We start from the raw sequence: 18335 nt of genomic DNA on the forward strand, positions 1-18335 counted from the left end.
CCTTCAGGGGAGGGGTTGGGGTGGGGCCTGTCCTCAAGCGAACCGCCTGCGGCACTGCCCCACCCCCAACCCCTCCCCTGAAGGGGAGGGGCTTAGGGGAGGCTATCATTGATCTACCCCACGCGCATGGCAGTCATGGCAGCGGCGGCGGGGGCGCCCGTCGCGCTGTTGATTGCCGTGCTGGCGCCGGACCATTGGTATGCCGGGCTGGCCTGGCCCATGGCGATCCTGCTGGGCGCGCTGATCGACGCGATGCTTGCTTTGCCTGCTGGCCGTATCGCCGCCGGACTGACCCTGCCGCGCACCGCCAGCGTCGGCGAAACCGTCGACGCGGTGATCAGCGTCGAGGGGCCGCCGCGCGGCGGGCCCCCGAGCGTCCAGATCGCGATCGCCGCCGATCCGCTGGTAGGGTTGGAGGATGACGGCCGCGCCAGCGTCCAACTCGATCAGGGCAAAGGCGCGGTCGCACTGCCGGTCGCGACCCGCCGCCGCGGTACCGCGCATTTCGGAACCTTCTGGGTGCGCTGGCGCGGGCCGCTCGCGTTGGTGTGGCGGCAGAAGCGGATGGCGAGCGAGGCGGCGCTCAAGATCCTGCCCGACATTCGCCCGGTCCGCGAGCGCGGCGCGCGGATCTTTCAGCGCCACGCCTTGCAGGGACTGATGACCCAGCTCGACCGCGGCGACGGCACCGATTTCGACGCGCTGGTCGAATTCCGCTCGGGCATGGATCGCCGCGCGATCGACTGGAAGCAATCGGCGCGGCACCAGAAGCTCCACGCCAAGGAATATCGTACCGAACGCAACAACCAGATCGTCTTCGCGATCGATTCGGGGCGGCAGATGTCCGAGCCCGTCGCCGGCATCCCCCGCGTCGACCGCGCCGTCGCGGCGATGCTGCTGACCGGCTGGGTCGCTCTCAAGCTCGGCGACCGCGTCGCGCTTCATTCGTTCGATTCGCGCCCGCGCATCGCCAGCGGGCTGATCTCGGGCGCCTCCGCCTTCCCCGAACTACAGCACCTAGCCGCCGGGATCGATTATTCGGGCGAGGAAACCAATTACACTTACGCGCTGACCACGCTCGCCGCGCGACTGACGCGGCGCTCGATGATCGTGATGTTCACCGAATTCACCGATCTGACCAGCGCCGACTTCATGATCCGCGCCGCCGCCCGACTGGTCGAGACGCATCTGTTGCTGATCGTCGTGCTGCGCGATGAGGAACTCGAATCCCTGGTCGACCACGCGCCTGATACCGCCGACGACATCACCCGCGCGGTGACCGCCGCGGGCCTGCTCAAGGACCGGCTGCTCGCGCTGACCCGGCTGCGCCATCTCGGCGCGCATGTGATCGAGAGCGACTATGACCGCGTCGCCGACCGTCTGGTCGAGGGCTATGTCGACCTCAAGCGGAGGAACCTCTTGTGACGGCCTATGTCGAAGCCCGCACCCCGCTGGTCAACGCGACGCGCTTCCGCGCCGCGCACGAGGCCGATTGGGATCAGCTCGACAAGATCCTGACCTTGATCGAGAAGCGCGGCGTCAGGGCGGTACCTGATCAGCAATTGCTCGTCCTGCCCTTGCTCTATCGCGCCGCTTTGTCGTCGCTGTCGGTGGCGCGCGAAACCTCGCTCGACCGCGCGCTGATCAATTATCTCGAACAGCTCTGCACGCGCGCCTATTTCCAGATCTACGGCGTCCCCACCTCGCCGATGAAACAGCTCGCGCATTTCTTCGCGCGCGGCTGGCCCGAGGCCGTGCAGGCATTGTGGAAAGAGACCTTGGTGTCCTTCCTGCTGACCGTCGCCGGCGCCCTGGTCGCCTATCTGCTGATCGCGCACGATCCCAGCTGGTATTATGCGATGATCCCCGACGGCATGGCGCAGGGCCGCGATCCGACCGCCAGCACCGAATTGCTCCGCCAGACCCTCTATGACGGCGGCAAGGATGCGCAGCAGAGCGCGCTCGCCTTGTTCGCCTCGTTCCTGTTCACCCACAATGCGCAGATCGCAATCTTCTCGTTCGCGCTGGGGTTCATGTTCTGCGTGCCGACCGCGGGGCTGATCGTCTATAACGGCCTGATGCTCGGCGCGATGATCGAGGTCTTCGCGTCGAAGGGCCTGGGCTATGGCTTCATCGGCTGGCTGATGATCCACGGCACCACCGAATTGTTCGCGATCATGATTTCGGGCGCGGCAGGATTCCGCATCGGGCTCGCCATCGCCTTTCCGGGCAGGCTGTCGCGCACCGACGCGGCAGTGGCGGCGGGGCGGTCGGCGGCCACCGCGATGGGCGGCACGGTGGTCATGCTGGCGGTGGCCGGGCTGCTCGAAGGGATCGGGCGCCAGACCATCACCAATGACGAACTGCGTTACGCGATCGGCCTGGTGATGCTCGCCGGCTGGCTGCTCTATTTCTACATGCCAAGGGGGAAACGCGATGGCGCGCCCGCCTAGCCGCTCCTCGATCGCCTCGCTCCGGCGCCGCTTCATCACGCCCGAAGGCGTCGACCTCAATATCGAGCTGGGTACGGCGGGCGCACGCGCGGGCGCGTTCCTGCTCGACGGGGTGCTGATGCTGGGGGTGCTGATCCTTGCCACGATCGCGATCGGGCTGATGGCGTTCGCGTCGCGCTCGATCCTGATGGTCGGACTGTGGATCGTCGGCTTCTTCATCCTGAGGAACGGCTGGTTCACCTTGTTCGAGATGGGCGCGCGCGGCGCGACGCCGGGCAAGAGGATCGTCGGACTGCGCGTGGTGGCGCGCGACGGCGCGCGGTTGACGGGCGGCGCGGTGATCGCGCGCAACGCGATGCGCGAGATCGAGATATTCCTGCCTTTGTCCTATTTCTTCGCCTCGCTCGGCGCGATGTTCACCGGCGGCGACGTGCTGCTGCCGCTGCTCGCGCTGGCCTGGAGCATGATCTTCCTGTTCTTCCCGCTCTTCAACCGCGACCGGCTGCGCGTCGGCGACCTGCTCGCCGGGACGTGGGTGGTGCACCGCGCCCGCGCGCAGCTCGGCCATGACCTTGCCGCGTCGGCCGCCCAAAGCACCCGTCCGCGCCGCGTCTTCACCGACGCCCAGCTCGACCTTTACGGCATTTATGAGCTGCAGACGCTCGAAGAGGTGCTGCGCGGCGGCCATACCGATGCGATCGTCACCGTCGCCGCCGCGATCCGGCGCAAGGGCGACATGCCCGACGATGGCGACGATTACGGCTTCCTGTCGGATTATTACGCCGCGCTCTGCGGCCGGCTCGAGCGCGGCATGATGGTCGGGCTCAGGCGCGAGGATAAATATTCGAAGGCGACGCGAGCGGCGTAATTCTATCGCTCGCCCATTTCCAAATCGTCGTGCCGGACTTGTTCCGGCATCCAACGAGCAACAACGGCTGGCTTCCGTTGTGGAAGCTTGGACCCCGGAACAAGTCCGGGGTGACGGTTAGGCTTCGGCGCGAAGGCGAGTAGGAGGCGATGGACGCTGCCGCGATACCTTCAGGAAGCCGCCTTACCCAACAGCCTGTTCCGCAATGCTTCCAGATTGACCGCGGCGATCGCGGCAGGGCGATCCTTCGCCTTCAGGATGGCGGACAACTGGTTCAATATCTGGCACACATTGTCGAACCGCTGAAGCGCCTCGCCATGGCGTTGCAGCAGTGCGATGTCACCGAGTAGATCCCCGGCCACGTCATCCAGCATCCGCTGGACATGATCGAGCTCCTCGGCGACCCGCGCCTCGACGTCGGTAATGATTTCAGCTGGGCCGGGAGCCGCCACGTTCTCATCGGCGATTTCGCGGCCGTTGCGGATCGCCGCCTGGATCTGATCGACCCGCGATTGGCCCTGGCCGAAGATCGCGGCCGGCGCGCGGCGGCCGGCAACCCATTCGTCGACCGACGCGGCGCCTTCGAACTGGATTCCGCAACGCCCCTCCGCGCGCCAGGCCACGACGCCGCGCATTTCGACTTCGAGACGTTGCAGGATGAGCGACGCGCCCGGCTCGGGCAACGCCTGGCCGTCGACCATCGCGCCCTTTTCGGACAGGTTGCGGATCCTGACCGGCGCGGTCACGCCCTGCGACCGGATGGTGGCGGTCAGCAACAGGTTCTTGCGCGGCGCGCGGGCGCGAGCCGAGGCGCCGGAATCACCGGATTCGCCAGCCGAACCGCCCTGGTCCTGCTCAGTCATGCCGACCGATTCCGTCGCGACCACCCGGACGGTCCGCAATGGCAACCGGGTGCCTCAACATTCGCCATCTCCACCATATCCGAGAGTGCTACAGCAAAGCATGGCGGGCGACGATAGCGCGCGTCCACTCGAACGGACAAACAGTGCAAGGCCCACGTGAAACCCTATTTCGCCTCGGCCAGCAGCTCTCGCGCGGTCGGGCTGGTCCAGTCCATTCCGCCGATCATCCGCCACACTTCCTTGCCCGACGAATCGTAGAGGATCGTCGTCGGCAGGCTGGGATTGCCGAACGCCGCCGACATGTGCAGCTCCTTGTCGGTATAGCCCTTGACCGCCTTGAGCCCGGCTTTGGCAAGATAAGGGTCGACCGCGGCTTTGCCGTCCAGATCCTGGCTGACCGTCACGACCTGCACCTTGCCCTCTCCCGCGAGCTTGTCGAGCGTCGGCATCTCGGCCTTGCACGGTCCGCACCACGTCGCCCACAAATTGAGCAGCACCGGCTTGCCGGCGAAACTGGCCAAGGTCAGCGGCTTGCCGTCGGGAGCGGTGAAGCCGGCAGTGGGCGCGGCCTCTCCCTTATGGTCGCGAACCAGCTTGCCGATCACGTCGACTCCGCTATCGGGCGCGGAGGGCGCGGGCGTCATATTGGCGGCTTCGTCGAGCGTCGGCAGCGCGGCGGTGTCGTTCGCTTGCCCCTTGGGAGTGGACGGCCTATCGCAGCCGCCGATCAAAGCGGTGGCCGCAAGGAGAATGACGATAGAGCGCAAGCAAACCTCGAACGCGATGTGGGGCGGTCGGTTCGCTGAGGGACCGGCGGCGGTGATGCGCGAGATAAATGCCTCGATACCGTTCGACAAGCGTTTGTGGCGCCAGGACATCGCCGGGTCGAAGGCGCATGTCGCGATGCTGGGCGCACAAGGCATATTGAAAGCCGAGGATGTCGCCACGATCGCCGACGGGCTCGACGCTGTCGCCGAGGATTATGCCCGCGACGGCGTGCCCGACGACCTCAGCCTCGAGGACATCCACATGCTGACCGAGGCGCGGCTGGCGGAGAAGGTCGGACCGGTTGCCGGGCGGCTGCACACCGCGCGCTCGCGCAACGACCAGGTCGCGACCGATTTCCGGTTGTGGGTGCGCGACGCGATCGATCAGGTCGCGGCCGCCCTGGGCGAGCTCCAGGACGCGCTGATCGCGCGCGCCGAGGAACATGCCGAGGCCGTGATGCCCGGCTTCACGCATCTTCAGTCGGCGCAGCCAGTAACGCTCGGCCATCACCTGATGGCCTATCACGACATGATCGCGCGCGATCGCAGCCGCTTCGCCGACAATCGCGCGCGGATGAACCGGTCACCGCTCGGCGCCGCCGCGCTCGCCGGCACCAGCTTCCCGCTCGACCGCGACGCCACGGCGAAAGCGCTCGGGTTCGACGGCCCGACCACCAATTCGCTCGATTCGGTCAGCGACCGCGACTTCGCGCTCGATTATCTGATGGCGGCGACGCAATGCTCTCTGCATTTGTCGCGGCTGGCCGAGGAATTCGTGATCTGGGCGTCGCAGCCGTTCGGCTTCGTCGCCATGTCCGACCAATGGTCGACCGGCAGCTCGATCATGCCGCAAAAGCGCAATCCCGACGCCGCCGAACTGGTACGCGGCCATGCCGGGCGGATCATGGGCTGCATGACTGCTCTGTGCGTGACGATGAAAGGCTTGCCGCTCGCTTATTCGAAGGACATGCAAGACGACAAACCGCCGGTGTTCGAGGCGCACGATCTGCTTGCGCTGTCGATCGCGGCGATGACCGGCATGGTCGAGAGCGCGACGTTCCGCACCGACCGCATGCGCGGCCTGGCCGAATCGGGCTTCGCCACCGCGACCGATCTCGCCGACTGGCTGGTGCGCGAAGCGGGCTTGCCGTTCCGCGAGGCGCATCACGTCACCGGCCGCGCGGTCAAGGCGGCGGAAGAGGCGCAGGTCGCGCTCGACCAATTACCGATCGAGGTGTTGAAAGCGATCGATGCGCGGATCGACGAACGCGTCTATGACGTGCTGAGCGTCGATGCGTCGGTCGCGAGCCGCACCAGTGCTGGCGGCACCGCGCCGATACGGGTACGAGAAGCGATCGCGGCCGCGAAAGCGGTACGCGCAAACGAGGGCGCGGCCGCAAAAGCGGTACGCGCGGGAGAAAAGACGTGAAACGGTTTGTCATCCTCGGCCTGGTTCTCGCATTGTCGGCATGCGGTGCCGCGCGCGATTTGAAACCGGCCGCGGGCAAGGCGTTGCCGGTCGCGCCTTATGGCGCCACCGCTACCCCGACGCCGAACCAGCTCCTCAGCGCCTCGATCCAGGCACGTCCGCAGCGGAGCGACGACCTGTTGACCAGCTCGCAGGAGCGTCAGGGCAACGAATTCGACCTTCCCCCCGCAAACTGAGTTTTCATGGACGATTTTAATCTGAGGAACGGCGAGCTCTACGCCGAAGACGTCCCCATGACGCGCATCGCCGCGGAAGTGGGGACTCCCGTCTATATCTATTCGCGCCGCACTTTCGAGCGCCACGCCCACGCGTTTCGCGAGGGGCTGAAAGACGTACCGCGAGTCCATCTCGCCTATGCGATCAAGGCGAATCCCAATCTCGCCGTGCTGCGCGTGATGGCCAATGCCGGCTATGGCGCCGACGTCGTGTCGGGCGGCGAGCTCGAACGCGCGCTTGCTGCCGGGGTGCCGGCCAAGGACGTGGTGTTCTCGGGCGTCGGCAAGACCCGCGGCGAACTGGCACAGGGGCTCGACCGCGGCATCGGCCAGTTCAATCTCGAGCTCGAAGCCGAAGGCGTCGCGCTGTCGGAGATTGCCGCCGCTCGCGGGATCAAGGCGCCGTGCGTGCTGCGGGTCAATCCCGACGTCGATGCCGGCACGCACGCCAAGATCTCGACCGGCAAGGCGGAGAACAAGTTCGGCGTCGCGATCGCCGAGGCGCCGGCCATCTATGATCGGCTATCGAAGCTTCCCGGCCTCCATCTGCGCGGCGTCGCCTCGCATATCGGCAGCCAATTGCTCAGCGTCGCGCCGATGGAAGCGACCTATCGCCGGATCGGTCAGCTCGTTTCCGATCTGCGCGCTGCGGGTCATCGCATCGACCGCGTCGATCTCGGCGGCGGGCTGGGCGTCGCCTATCGCGCCGAGGACAAGCCGGAAAGCCCCGCCGCTTATGGCGAGATGGTCGCGCGGGTCACTCGCGACTGGGACGTCGAATTGATGTTCGAGCCCGGCCGAGTCATCGCCGGCAATGCCGGGGTGCTGCTGACCCAGGTGATCTGGGTGAAGCCCTCTCCGGCCAATCCCTGGGTGATCGTCGACGCGGCGATGAACGATCTTGCGCGGCCTGCGCTCTACGATGCGTGGCACGATTTCGTCGCGGTGAAGCCGACCGGCGAGCGCTTCGTCGCCAATATCGCCGGCCCCGTGTGCGAAAGCGGCGACACCTTCGCCAAGGCGCGCGACATCGACAAGGTCAAGGAGGGCGACCTCGCCATCTTCCGCACCGCCGGTGCGTACGGCGCGACCATGGCCTCGACCTATAACAGCCGCGCCTTGGTGCCCGAAGTGATGGTCGACGGCGACCGCTACGCCGTGGTCGCCGAGCGCATCCCGGCCTATCGCGTGATGTCGGAGGAACATGTCCCCGACTGGCTAAGGACGGTTCCCGCGTGACTCTGCACAGCCTGCCGGTCTTCCTCCGGCTGGCGGGGCGGCCGGTGATGCTGATCGGCGAGGGTGAAAGCGCGGACGCCAAACGCCGCCTGCTCGACCGCGCCGGCGCGGCGATCGTCGGCGAAAGCGATGAGGCGGCCCTGGCGATCGTCGCGCTCGGCGATCCAGATGCGACGGTCGCGCGGCTCAAGGCGCGCGGCGTGCTGGTCAACGCGGTCGATCGCCCCGATCTGTGCGATTTCACCCTGCCCGCGATCGTCGATCGCTCGCCGGTGATCGTCGCGATCGGCACGGGCGGCGCCTCGGCCGGACTGGCGGCGGCGTTGCGCCAGCGGCTCGAAGCCATACTCCCGACGACGCTGGGTGGACTCGCCGAGGCGCTGTACGCGGCCCGGGCGCGACTCAAGACGTTGCTGCCCGATATGGATGCCCGCCGCCACGCCCTGGCCCAGGCGCTGAGCGACGGCGGTGCGCTCGATCCGCTGGCGGCTGATGCGGCAAGCGTCGATACGTGGCGCGGCGATGCACGACGGCCGAACGCGATCGAGGCGATCGGCCTCTCCTCGCCCGACCCCGACGATCTCACCTTGCGCCAGGCGCGCCTGCTCGCCCAGGCCGATCGCGTGGTCCACACGCCCGACGTGCCGCCCGCCATCCTTGATCGCGCGCGCGCCGACGCGCCACGGATCGTTTCGGTTGCGCCGCCCGTTGATATGGCAGAAGGGCTGACCGTGTTTCTGGAGATCGCGCGATGAGCGGCTTTGCCTATCATGTCGATGAGAGCGGCCAAGCGACGCGCTGCGAGATCAAGCAAGCGCTCGACATCGACCACGGTTTCGTCTGGGTCCATCTGACGACCAATAACGAACATGCCCAGGCCTGGTTGTCCGACGTCGCCAAGCTCGACGATTACCTGGTCGATGCGCTGACCGCGACCGAGACACGCCCGCGCTGCGAACAGTTCGGCGAAGGCGCGTTGCTCAACCTGCGCGGGCGGTCGGAGGACGAAATGGTGTCGTCCGATCCGCTCGCCTCGGTCCGCATCTGGGCGATCGCCGGGCGCGTCATCTCGGTCACGCGCAAGACATTGAACGCGATCAAGCTGGTCGAACAATGCGTCGAGGCCGGCCAGGTCCGTGATCCCGGCGACCTGATCACCGAGTTCGCCACGGCGATTACCAGCGACCTCGACCCCGACGTCGCGCAATTGGGCGACGATCTCGACGAGTGCGAGACGTCGCTCGACAATGAGAAAATTTTCGAGCTGCGCCGCACCGTCACCCGCGTCCGCGTCCAGTCGATCGGCTATCGCCGCTTCCTCGCGCCGCAGCGTACCGCGCTCGAAAAGCTCAGCACGCTTCAGGTCGGCTGGCTGGGCGACGACGATCGCCTGCACCTGTCGGCGGCCGCCGACCGCGCCGCGCGCATGGCCGAGGAACTGGAGAGCATCCGCGAACGCTCGGCGCTGACGCATGAGGCGCTGACCGACCTGCGCGCCGAACAGATCGACCAGCGCGCCTTGATCATCTCGATCGTCGCGATGATCTTCCTGCCGCTGACTTTCCTGACCGGGCTGTACGGCATGAACGTGCGCGGCCTGTGGCTCGCCGATCGGCCTTGGGCGTTCGACGCGATCGTCGCCATTTGCGTGCTGACCGCGGTGAGCGTGACGGCCTATTTCGTCCGGCGGCATTGGTTGCGGGGATAGAGCGCGGCGGAGATGGCGATGGTCGCTGAGATGAGAATTCGGCTGGATGAATTCCCGCGCTTTCGGCTGCTCGACGGACCAACGCCGGTCCAGCGGCTGGTTCGCCTGGAGCAAAGGCTGGGCCCGGCCACCGGCGGCGCCCGCTTATGGGTCAAGCGCGACGACGTCATGGGCGTGGGTGGCGGCGGCAACAAGCTCCGCAAGCTCGAATTCCTGATCGGCGAGGCTGTCGCGCAGGGCTGCGACACGTTCATCACCACCGGCGGCCTGCAATCGAATCACGCACGGCAAAGCGCGGCTGCGGCGGCGCGCGCCGGCCTCGCCTGCGAACTGATGCTGAGCGACGTCGTGCCGCGCCATGACCAAGCCTATCGGACGAACGGCAATCTGCTGCTCGACGACCTGTTCGGGGCGACGGTGCATCGGCTGCCGGGCGACGTGAACGCGCTGGACGCCGCACGGGCGCGCGCCGACGAGATCGGACGCGAGGGGCGCAAGGCCTATGTCGTCGGCAGCGGCGGCTCCTCGCCGCTCGGCTGTCTGGGCTATGCGGTCTGCGCGGCGGAAATCCTGGAGGAAGAGCAAGTCGCCGGCCGCCGATTCGAGGCGATCGTCGTGCCGAACGGCAGTGCCGGCACCCATGCCGGGCTGGCGGCGGGGCTGAGCGCCGCTGGCGACGATCCGCGCCGCATCCTGTCCTTCACGGTCCTGGCGCCGCTCGACAAGGCACTCGAAGAGACGCGTCGCCTGGCGTCCCAGGCGCTCAACTTGATCGCGCCCGACTGCAGCCTGGCCGAGGACGCGATCCGCATCGATGGGTCGCAGCGTGGTGACGCTTATGGCCTGCCGACCGACGCGATGGTCGACGCGCTGCGGATCATGGCGCGGACCGAGGGCTTGCTGCTCGACCCGGTCTATAGCGGCAAGGCGTTCGCCGGCGTGCTCGCCGGGATGCGGACAGGCGCGTGGCGGGATCGCGACGTGCTGTTCGTGATGACCGGCGGCGTGCCCGGCCTCTTCGCCTATCGGGATGCCATCGCGAGCGGCGGCTGATCCGGTCGCGCGCCGATGTCGGTTGCGGCGTTGTGGCCAATCCCTGCTTCTAACCCTCTCCCGCAAGCGGGAGAGGGGTTAAGAACAGCCTGCTCTACGCCCGCAGCCGCTCGACCTCGTCGTGCAGCGCCTGGAGCGAGACGATCAGCCGTTGGCGATCGGCGCGGATGTCGGCGAGTTCGGCGCGCGCTTCGCCCAATTCCATCGCGCGCGCGGCGATCCGCGCGTCGAGCGCGGCGTTCGACCGCTTGAGGTCGCTGACGCGCCGGGCGCGCGCAAGCGTGCGCTCGATACGGGCATGCAGCACGTCGAAATCGAATGGCTTGGCGACATGGTCGTCGGCGCCGGCGGCGAGTGCCTGAACCGCCGCTTCGGGGTCGCTACGGCCGGTGACGACGATCACCGGCAAATCGACGGTTTCGGGCCGCGAGCGCAATTCGGCCAGCACCTGGAGCCCGCTCATCCCCGGCATCACCAGGTCGAGCAGGATGAGATCAAAGCCGCGCGCGGCGATCAGGTCGAGCGCTTCCCCGCCATTGTCTGCGAGCGCGGTCAGATAGCCGAAATGCGTCAGCCGCTTGCCGATGACGTTCAGATTGGTGCGGCTGTCGTCGACCACCAGGATCGTGCGCATGGGTCGGTGAAGTTCGGCCATCGGGTCCTTCCTTTGATCGCGACCCTAAGCTGGCGCCGGTCACGAAAGGGTTAACGGCGCGGCAACCACGTTGCCGTCGCGAGGTCGTTTGTCGCGGCACCGGCAACCGTTTCAGCTTTTGCTGAAACAAAACATTCAGGCGCGGCGAGCCTGTGCCCAGGCCTGGGCGATTTCCTCGAGATTGGAGGCGACTTCGAGGAACGGCTGCGCCTCATGCCCCACACTGGCGTCGATGATCGCATTGCGCGCGCCGCGATAGAGTCGCGCGAGCGTGTGCGAGACTTCGCCACCCTTGTCGAAATCCAAGCCCGCCTCGAGCGCGAACAGGATGGCGGTCGCGCGAGTGATCTTCTCACCCTTCAGCGCGTAATTCTGGTTTTCGGTGGCGTGCGCAGCGACACGGAGCGCGCGGACCAATTCCTCGTAGAGCAACTGGACCAGCGCCGGCCCGTCGGCCTCACCGGTGCGGCCGACCAGGTCGATCTGGCGGTAGGTCGCCTCGGGATCTCCGCGCAGCGCGGTCGCATAGCCGGCCATCAATTGCTGCCCTTCGCCCAGGCGTCGATCTGCGACTTGAGGAATGCCTGGGTCGATTTATAGGCGGCGACCTTGGCGTTCATGCTGGCGAATTGCTGAGTCAGCCGGGTCTTCATCTGGTCCGATTGGTCGGACAGATCGTCCTTCGCTTTCGACACGTCCGACTGCTGCTGGGTGTAGCGCGTCAGCGAGGCGCCGAGGCCGTATAATGTGCTGGTCGATGTCAGCGAAATGCCGTTCATCGCCGCGGTGATGCCGTCCGAACTCGAGGTCGAGAACGAGAACATCGCCTCGACCGATGCCGGGTAATTGTTGAGCGCGTTGGTCACCGTCGCGTCGTCGACCGACAAGGTGCCGTCGCGATTGGTCTTGATGCCGATTTCGCCCAGCGTCGTCGGCGTTCCGGCTGCTGCGCCGGTAAGCAGGGAGCGCGTCGTCAGCGAGCGCAGCGAATTGATCAGCCCGCGCGCCGCGGTGTCGTTCTTGAGCGGCCCGTTCTGCGGGTCGATCTGGGTGTTGATGGTGTTCAGCACCTCATTGTAGCTGTCGACGAAGTCGGTGATCGCCTGTTTCAGGCCGTCGGTCGGCGAGCTCGCGGTCAGCGACACCGCAACCGGGCTGGTGCCGGTCAGCTGCAGCTTCACGCCGTTGATCAGGTCGGTGACCGTGTTCGACGCGCGCTCGACCGAGACGCCATCGACGGTCAGCTTGGCGTTCTGCGCGACCGACGACATCTTGGTGCCGGTCGCGCCGACGCCGACATTGAACTGCGCGAGATTGCCCGTGGGATCAGTCGTCGCGGCAAGCGTGAACGCCTGCGTCGTGCCGGTCGCGCCCTTGAGCGAGAGATAGGCCTTGCCGTCGACATCGGTGACGACCGAGGCGGTGACGCCGGCTTTCTTGGCGTTGATCGCGGCGGCGATGCCGTCGAGGCTCGAATTGGTCAGGTCGATCGTGACCGGCGTGCCCGCACCGGCGGTGAAGCCGGTCATCTGGCTGCCGTCGGCCGAATAGGTCGCGCTGCCCAATGTCAGCGTCAGCTGGCCCGATCCGATCACCGCGGTGCGGTCGGCGACCGCGACCTGGGTCGTCGCGACTTGCGCGCTGGCAAGCTGGCTGACGGTGATCGACGCGGTCAGGCCGTTCAGCGCCGCGCCGGTCTGCGCGCTCGCGGTCAGCACGTTGTTGTTCGAGCTTTGCGGCTGCGACTGCAAGGTGCCGTTGGTGGTCAGCGTCTTCAACGCGCTGGCGAATTGCTGGATCGTGCTCTTGAGCGTCGACACGCCCGAAATCTGCGCGGTCAGTGCGTCGGACTGGGCGGTCAGCGCATCGGTCTTGGTGGCGAATTGCGCCTGGACCAGCGAGGTGACGAGCGACGCGGTATCGACGCCCGACCCGGTCGACAGCGAATTGAACAGCGCCTGCGCGGCCGAGCCCATCACGCTCGATGCCGACGGACTCGGCGTCGGGCTGGGTGTCGGGGTCGGGGTGCTCGTGGTCGAGCTGGTCGTCACCATGATCGTTACTCCGCGCGCGTCAGATCATGGAACGACCGGTCCGAAACAAATTTTAGGACTTTCGTCATTGTTTGACGCCGTTTTCGTCGAACCGCGCGGTGGTTGGCACGTCGATCGCCGGCGGCACCGTCCCGGCACGCTGGTTGAGGCCGAAGACGAAGGCCAGAACGGTGGCGACCGCCGGGTAGAGATCGTCGCGGATCTCCTGCCCTTCGCGGCTGGTATAATAGACCGCGCGCGCGAGCATCGGATATTCGAGAATCGGGATTTTCTCGTCCCCGGCGACATCGCGGATGGCCAGCGCGGTGGTGCCGCGCCCCTTGGCCACCACCACCGGCGCATTGTCGTTGAAGCGGTCATAGCGCAGCGCGACCGAGAAATGCGTCGGGTTGGTCAGAATGACGTCGGCAGTGGCGACCGCTTTCCTGACCGACCGCCGGCTCATCTCGCGCTGGCGTTGGCGCAGGTGCTGCTTGGCCTCGGGCGAACCCTCGGTCTCCTTGTTCTCGTCGCGGACTTCCTGTTTGCTCATCCTGAGCTTGCCCAGCAGCCGAATGATCTGGATCGGCAGATCGACGCCGGCGATCACCACCAGCCCGCCCGCCATCGTGAACAGGATCCACACGAACGTCCCGCCGAGATTGCCGACCACCCCGGCCACGTCGGACGAGGTCGACAGCCCCAAGGTCGGCTGCGCGGTCTTCCACATCAACCAGGCGCCGATCGACCCAAGCAAGGCGACCTTGAGCAGCGACTTGCCAAGCTCGATCCAGCCGGTCGGACCGAAAATCCGCTTCAGCCCCGATGCCGGATTGATCCGCGAGAATTTGGGCTGAAGCAGGCTGCCGTTGAAGCGGAACGAGCCGAGCCCCGCCTGGGAGAGCACTGCCGCGATCATCGCGATCAGGAACAATCCGCCGACTGTCGGCGCGAAGCCAAGGCCGGCCTGGATCAGCGGCCGCATCGGCGACCAATCCTCGATATCGGCGCGGCCGAAGCGGAAGCTGGCGGTCATCAGCCCTTCGCACGCCTTGATCATTTGCGGCCCGAGCATCGCGATCCAGCCGCAGCCGGCGAGCACGATCAGCGCGGTGGCGAATTCACGCGACTTGAGGACGTCGCCGCGCTCGATCGCGTCCTTGCGACGCTTGGCTGTTGGCGCTTCTGTCTTGTCGCCTTCATATTCCGCCATCAGCCGAACACCAGGCTTTGCGAGGCATCGAGCCCTTCCTGGACGATGACGAGCATGTAATCACCCATTGCCGGCATCGCGAGCGCGAGCGCGACCACGCCGACCGCGAGGCTGGCGGGCAGACCGATCGCGAACAGGTTGAGGCTGGGTGCGGCGCGGCTGACCATGCCGACGATCATGTTGAGGCACAGCAGCAGGAAGCCGACGGGCAGCGCGAGGAGCAGACCGGCGGCGAAGGTATAGCCACCGAAGAACGCGATGTCCTTGAGCCGGTCCGGCGACAACCAGGCGCCGCCCGGCGGCAGCACCGCATAGCTGCGCACCAGCATGTCGACGAGGACGAGATGCCCGTTCACCGACAGGAACAGCAAGGTCATCAGCACGGACAGGAAATTGCCCAAAGCGGGCGTCGAGCGGCCATTCTGCGGGTCGATCGCCGAAGCGAAGCCGATCCCCATCGAGGTGCCGATCACTTCGCTGGCAACCGCGGGAGCAGCAAACGCGATCTGCAGGATGAAGCCGATAGCGAGCCCGATCAGGGCTTCGGCAGTAGCGCTCAAGATGGTGGCGATGGAAAAAATATCGGCGGGCGGGACGATCGGATGGACCGCCAGCACCAGCACGCCGATCGCGCCCGACAGCGCGACGCGCACGGGCAGTGGCACCGCCACCGCGCCGAACACCGGCGCCGCGACGAACGCCGCGCCGATCCGGATCATCACGAAGAGGAGCGCCCAGAGCTGCGCCTCGATGTTCAGGCCGAGGCCGAGCATCAGAAGCTCCCCTCCCGCACGCGGGAGGGGTTGGGGGAGGGCGTGTTATCGGACAGCGGGTGGGCGACATGCCCTCCCCTAGCCCCTCCCGCGAGCGGGAGGGGAATGTCGAAAGTCCTCACCGCACCAGATCCGGAATGCGCTGGAAGATGTCGATCGTGAAGTCGGTCAGCAGGCCCATGATCAGGCTGCCGAAGATCAGCAGCGACAGCCCCACCACCGCCAGCTTGGGGACGAAGGTCAGCGTCTGTTCGTTGATCGACGTCGCCGCCTGGACCATGCCCAGGATCAGGCCGGCGAGCAACGCCGGGATCAACACGGGAGCGGCGGCGAGCGCCAGCACCCACATCGTCTGATCGGCCGCTCCGATGAAATAGTCGGCGTCCATCGTCAGTTGATCCAGTTGGTTTTATCGTCACCCCAGCGACAGCTGGGGTCTTGTGCGGTATTTCCCTCAACGAGATGCCAGCGTTCGCTGGCATGACGGTTGGGGGAGAGCCACAGCATCGGCCTGCGGCTCGGCATGGCAGGCGGCGGCACGCGGAACGGGTTCGGCGCGGGGGGCGGGCAGGCGGGCATCATGTCGCGAAACTCGACGCGAGGCTGCCCATCATCATCGCCCAGCCGTCGACCAGCACGAACAAGAGCAATTTGAACGGCATCGAGATGATCGTCGGCGACATCATCATCATGCCGAGCGACATGAGCACGGTCGCGACCACCAGGTCGATGACGATGAACGGCAGGAAGATCAGGAAGCCGATCTGGAACGCAGTCTTCAATTCGCTGGTGACGAACGCCGGCAGCAGCACCGTATAAGGAATATCGGTCGAGGCCTTGTACGGGCCCGAATGCGCCATGTCGGCGAACATCTTGAGATCCTTCATCCGGGTCTGCTTGACCATGAAGGCGTGGAGCGGCTGGCCGGCGCGCTGGATCATGTCGGTCCCGCCGATCTGGCCGGCGGAATAAGGCTGGATCGCCTGGGTGTTCATCTGATTGATCGTCGGCGCCATCACGAACAGCGACAGGAACAGCGACAGGCCGATCAGCACCTGGTTGGGCGGCGTCTGCTGCAATCCCAGCGCCTGGCGCAGGATCGACAGCACGATGATGATCCGCGTGAAACTGGTCATCATGAGCAGGATCCCGGGCAGGATCGTGAGCAGGCCCATGATGATGAGGACCTGCAGGCTGAGCGACAGCGGCGCCTTGCCCGCGCCATTGGTGGCGGCAGCGGCGCCCGGCCCGCCAAGCTGGCCCAGCGCGCGGTCGACCGCGTCGCCGATGCCGGGCTTGGCCGCGGCGGCCGGTGCCGAAGAGGCGGTGGTCGTCGTCGGCGCGGCGGGCGCGCTCTGGGCGAAGGAGGGCATCGCGACGCTCAGCAGGGCGATGAACGCGAGCAGGATCAGCACCAGCTTCATCAGCTGGACATTCTTCGGACGCGGCGCGGCAGAAACCGGCGCGCGGAACAGCGAAGGGCCGTCTTCCTTTAGGCGGCGGATCGTCGTCACTTGGGCAGCCCCCCGGCCTTGTCGATCAGCTGGACCCCGCCGCGACCGACCGACACGAGCAATTTCTGCCCTTCGAACTCGATCACCGCGAGGCGCAGGCCCGGCGACAGCATCATCGTTTCCTGCACCTTGATCGTGCGGTTGGCCGGCTGGCCCGGCATCCGGCTCTCGAGCCGGCGCCACAGCCACAGACAGCCGACCATCAGGCCGCAGACCAGCGGCAGCAGCACGAACAGCTTGAGGATATACGTCCAGAGCATCAGCCGCGCTTCTCTGGGCTGACCAGCTCGGTAAGGCGGACGCCGAAGCGCTCGCCGACGGTGACGACCTCGCCACGCCCGATCAGCGTGCCGTTGACGAACACGTCGAGCAGTTCGTTGGCCTGGCGGTCGAGCTCGATCACCGAGCTTTCGCCCAAGGCGAGCAATTCGCGGAGCGTCAGCCGGGTCTGGCCGATCTCCACCGTGAGCTTGACGTCGACATCCTGCAGCAGCCGGTAATTGGCCGCCATATTGGCGTCGACCGGGAAGGTCCCGGACAAATCGGTCATGCGAGTTCCTCGACATTGAGAGAGAGCGAATTGAGCTTGATCGCGGCGCGTCCGTTGGACGTGCCGACGGTGCCGGTGCCGAGGCGGCCATTGGCCACCATCACCGGCACGTCGGCGGCGACGCTGATCGGGATCACGTCGCCTTCCTTGAGTTCCATCAGCTTGGCGAGGCTGATCACCGGCTCGGCCAGCACAGAGCGAACCGGGAAGGTCACCGTCATCACGGCCTTGGCGAGCCCGTTCTGCCATGCCGGATCGGGCGCGGCGCCGAGCACCTTGCCGGTGAGCGACGGGGTGTAGGGCTTGAGCGACTGCACCGGATAGACGATGTCGATGAAGATCGGCTTGCCGTGATGCTTGCCGATGCCGAAACGGGTGACGACCATCGGATCGTCGCCGTCCAGCCCCGCGACCATCGACGGATTGGCCTCGACCCGACCCGGCGAGAAGCTCACCTTGGCGAGCGGCTCCCAGGAAGTCGTCATCGGCTCGGCGACGATCGCGGCAAGGTGTCCGATCATCGCTTCCGCGGCCGGCGAGAATTCGCTCGGCATGTCGTGCGGCGCGGCGCCGGTGCCGCCAAAGAACATGTCGAGCAGTTCGAGCACGAACTTGCCGTCGACCACCAACAGCGCCTGGCCGGTGCCCGGCGTCATCGCCAGCGGCACCCAGGCGGTCAGGCCGTCGGGGCGTTCGGCGCGGTAATCGGTGAAACGCTGCACCACCAGCGGCTCCGCCCACAAGCGGACCTCCTGGCGCAGCAACGGCTCGAACACGCCGCGCAGGCTCCGGGCGAGACGCGCGGAGAGATGCTGCAGCGTGTGCAGATCGCCGAACGGATTCAGATTGGCGCCGCCCAGCGCGGGGGCGTGTGCCGCCGCCGCGCGAGGGCGTTCGCGCCGGTCCGTGTCGGATATGGATGACGAGCCGTTAACCATGCCC

General features: G+C 66.6%; 21 protein-coding genes. 9 read left to right on the forward strand and 12 right to left on the reverse strand.

What is annotated here, in order from left to right; translation table 11 throughout:
- Window positions 1–108 precede the first annotated feature (108 nt).
- The 3 genes from SMA01S_RS12065 to SMA01S_RS12075 are packed head-to-tail and all read left to right on the forward strand — an operon-like array spanning window position 109 to window position 3321.
- Window positions 109–1425 carry a DUF58 domain-containing protein gene (locus SMA01S_RS12065; RefSeq protein ID WP_066822122.1) on the forward strand — a complete coding sequence of 439 codons (1317 nt, stop codon included), beginning with the start codon at window positions 109–111 and terminating at the stop codon, window positions 1423–1425.
- Entirely contained in the window at window positions 1422–2453 is a 1032-nt protein-coding gene (locus tag SMA01S_RS12070; RefSeq protein ID WP_066822124.1) for a stage II sporulation protein M, read from the forward strand. The genes SMA01S_RS12065 and SMA01S_RS12070 overlap by 4 nt, the downstream gene beginning before the upstream one ends.
- Window positions 2437–3321: an RDD family protein gene (locus tag SMA01S_RS12075; RefSeq protein ID WP_066822126.1), complete on the forward strand. Its 885-nt coding sequence runs from the start codon at window positions 2437–2439 to the stop codon at window positions 3319–3321. The genes SMA01S_RS12070 and SMA01S_RS12075 overlap by 17 nt, the downstream gene beginning before the upstream one ends.
- A gap of 170 nt (window positions 3322–3491) precedes the next feature.
- On the opposite strand, the gene SMA01S_RS12080 is transcribed toward SMA01S_RS12075, so the two are convergent.
- Entirely contained in the window at window positions 3492–4184 is a 693-nt protein-coding gene (locus SMA01S_RS12080; protein WP_157093918.1) for a PilZ domain-containing protein, read from the reverse strand.
- Between the two features lie 164 nt (window positions 4185–4348).
- Window positions 4349–4951, reverse strand: a complete 603-nt coding sequence (locus SMA01S_RS12085; protein WP_245649252.1) for a TlpA family protein disulfide reductase — start codon at window positions 4949–4951, stop codon at window positions 4349–4351.
- A 16-nt stretch (window positions 4952–4967) separates the two neighbouring features.
- Here SMA01S_RS12085 and argH point away from each other — a divergent pair, with 16 nt between their 5' ends.
- From argH to SMA01S_RS12115, 6 genes are read left to right on the forward strand one after another with little or no spacing between them, the layout of a single operon-like run.
- Window positions 4968–6380 carry an argininosuccinate lyase gene (gene argH, locus SMA01S_RS12090; RefSeq protein WP_066822284.1) on the forward strand — a complete coding sequence of 471 codons (1413 nt, stop codon included), beginning with the start codon at window positions 4968–4970 and terminating at the stop codon, window positions 6378–6380.
- Window positions 6377–6616 carry a hypothetical protein gene (locus SMA01S_RS12095; protein ID WP_066812377.1) on the forward strand — a complete coding sequence of 80 codons (240 nt, stop codon included), beginning with the start codon at window positions 6377–6379 and terminating at the stop codon, window positions 6614–6616. The genes argH and SMA01S_RS12095 overlap by 4 nt, the downstream gene beginning before the upstream one ends.
- Window positions 6617–6622: 6 nt before the next feature.
- A complete protein-coding gene (gene lysA, locus SMA01S_RS12100) occupies window positions 6623–7894 on the forward strand; it encodes a diaminopimelate decarboxylase (protein ID WP_066822131.1) in 1272 nt (423 codons plus the stop codon).
- Window positions 7891–8649 (forward strand): precorrin-2 dehydrogenase/sirohydrochlorin ferrochelatase family protein, encoded by a 759-nt coding sequence (locus SMA01S_RS12105; RefSeq protein WP_174543126.1) that lies wholly within the window; start codon window positions 7891–7893, stop codon window positions 8647–8649. The genes lysA and SMA01S_RS12105 overlap by 4 nt, the downstream gene beginning before the upstream one ends.
- Window positions 8646–9602: a CorA family divalent cation transporter gene (locus tag SMA01S_RS12110; protein ID WP_066822134.1), complete on the forward strand. Its 957-nt coding sequence runs from the start codon at window positions 8646–8648 to the stop codon at window positions 9600–9602. The genes SMA01S_RS12105 and SMA01S_RS12110 overlap by 4 nt, the downstream gene beginning before the upstream one ends.
- Window positions 9603–9632: 30 nt before the next feature.
- The gene (locus SMA01S_RS12115; RefSeq protein WP_245649253.1) at window positions 9633–10655 is read left to right on the forward strand and encodes a D-cysteine desulfhydrase family protein; all 1023 of its coding nucleotides are present in this window, start codon (window positions 9633–9635) and stop codon (window positions 10653–10655) included.
- A 94-nt stretch (window positions 10656–10749) separates the two neighbouring features.
- On the opposite strand, the gene SMA01S_RS12120 is transcribed toward SMA01S_RS12115, so the two are convergent.
- The 10 genes from SMA01S_RS12120 to SMA01S_RS12165 all read right to left on the reverse strand — a co-directional run bounded on the left by SMA01S_RS12120 (window position 10750) and on the right by SMA01S_RS12165 (window position 18331).
- A complete protein-coding gene (locus tag SMA01S_RS12120) occupies window positions 10750–11310 on the reverse strand; it encodes a response regulator (RefSeq protein WP_245649254.1) in 561 nt (186 codons plus the stop codon).
- A gap of 135 nt (window positions 11311–11445) precedes the next feature.
- On the reverse strand, window positions 11446–11847 hold the full coding sequence (locus SMA01S_RS12125; RefSeq protein ID WP_066822139.1) for a flagellar export chaperone FliS: 402 nt from the start codon (window positions 11845–11847) through the stop codon (window positions 11446–11448).
- Window positions 11847–13364 (reverse strand): flagellar filament capping protein FliD, encoded by a 1518-nt coding sequence (gene fliD / locus SMA01S_RS12130; protein ID WP_066822142.1) that lies wholly within the window; start codon window positions 13362–13364, stop codon window positions 11847–11849. Before fliD ends, SMA01S_RS12125 begins: the two co-directional genes overlap by 1 nt.
- 64 nt (window positions 13365–13428) lie before the next feature.
- The gene (locus tag SMA01S_RS12135) at window positions 13429–14556 is read right to left on the reverse strand and encodes an EscU/YscU/HrcU family type III secretion system export apparatus switch protein (RefSeq protein ID WP_066822145.1); all 1128 of its coding nucleotides are present in this window, start codon (window positions 14554–14556) and stop codon (window positions 13429–13431) included.
- Window positions 14556–15329, reverse strand: a complete 774-nt coding sequence (gene fliR, locus SMA01S_RS12140) for a flagellar biosynthetic protein FliR (RefSeq protein ID WP_066822148.1) — start codon at window positions 15327–15329, stop codon at window positions 14556–14558. The genes SMA01S_RS12135 and fliR overlap by 1 nt, the downstream gene beginning before the upstream one ends.
- A 118-nt stretch (window positions 15330–15447) precedes the next feature.
- The gene (gene fliQ / locus SMA01S_RS12145; RefSeq protein ID WP_066822151.1) at window positions 15448–15717 is read right to left on the reverse strand and encodes a flagellar biosynthesis protein FliQ; all 270 of its coding nucleotides are present in this window, start codon (window positions 15715–15717) and stop codon (window positions 15448–15450) included.
- Window positions 15718–15907: 190 nt separating this feature from the next.
- Entirely contained in the window at window positions 15908–16753 is an 846-nt protein-coding gene (gene fliP, locus SMA01S_RS12150; RefSeq protein WP_084250271.1) for a flagellar type III secretion system pore protein FliP, read from the reverse strand.
- An 86-nt stretch (window positions 16754–16839) separates the two neighbouring features.
- Window positions 16840–17103, reverse strand: a complete 264-nt coding sequence (locus SMA01S_RS12155) for a flagellar biosynthetic protein FliO (RefSeq protein WP_066588835.1) — start codon at window positions 17101–17103, stop codon at window positions 16840–16842.
- The gene (gene fliN, locus SMA01S_RS12160; RefSeq protein ID WP_066588837.1) at window positions 17103–17393 is read right to left on the reverse strand and encodes a flagellar motor switch protein FliN; all 291 of its coding nucleotides are present in this window, start codon (window positions 17391–17393) and stop codon (window positions 17103–17105) included. The genes SMA01S_RS12155 and fliN overlap by 1 nt, the downstream gene beginning before the upstream one ends.
- The gene (locus SMA01S_RS12165) at window positions 17390–18331 is read right to left on the reverse strand and encodes a flagellar motor switch protein FliM (protein WP_066822154.1); all 942 of its coding nucleotides are present in this window, start codon (window positions 18329–18331) and stop codon (window positions 17390–17392) included. Before SMA01S_RS12165 ends, fliN begins: the two co-directional genes overlap by 4 nt.
- Between the last annotated feature and the right edge of the window lie 4 nt (window positions 18332–18335).

This window comes from Sphingomonas mali NBRC 15500, from assembly GCF_001598415.1.
GTDB lineage: Bacteria > Pseudomonadota > Alphaproteobacteria > Sphingomonadales > Sphingomonadaceae > Sphingomonas > Sphingomonas mali.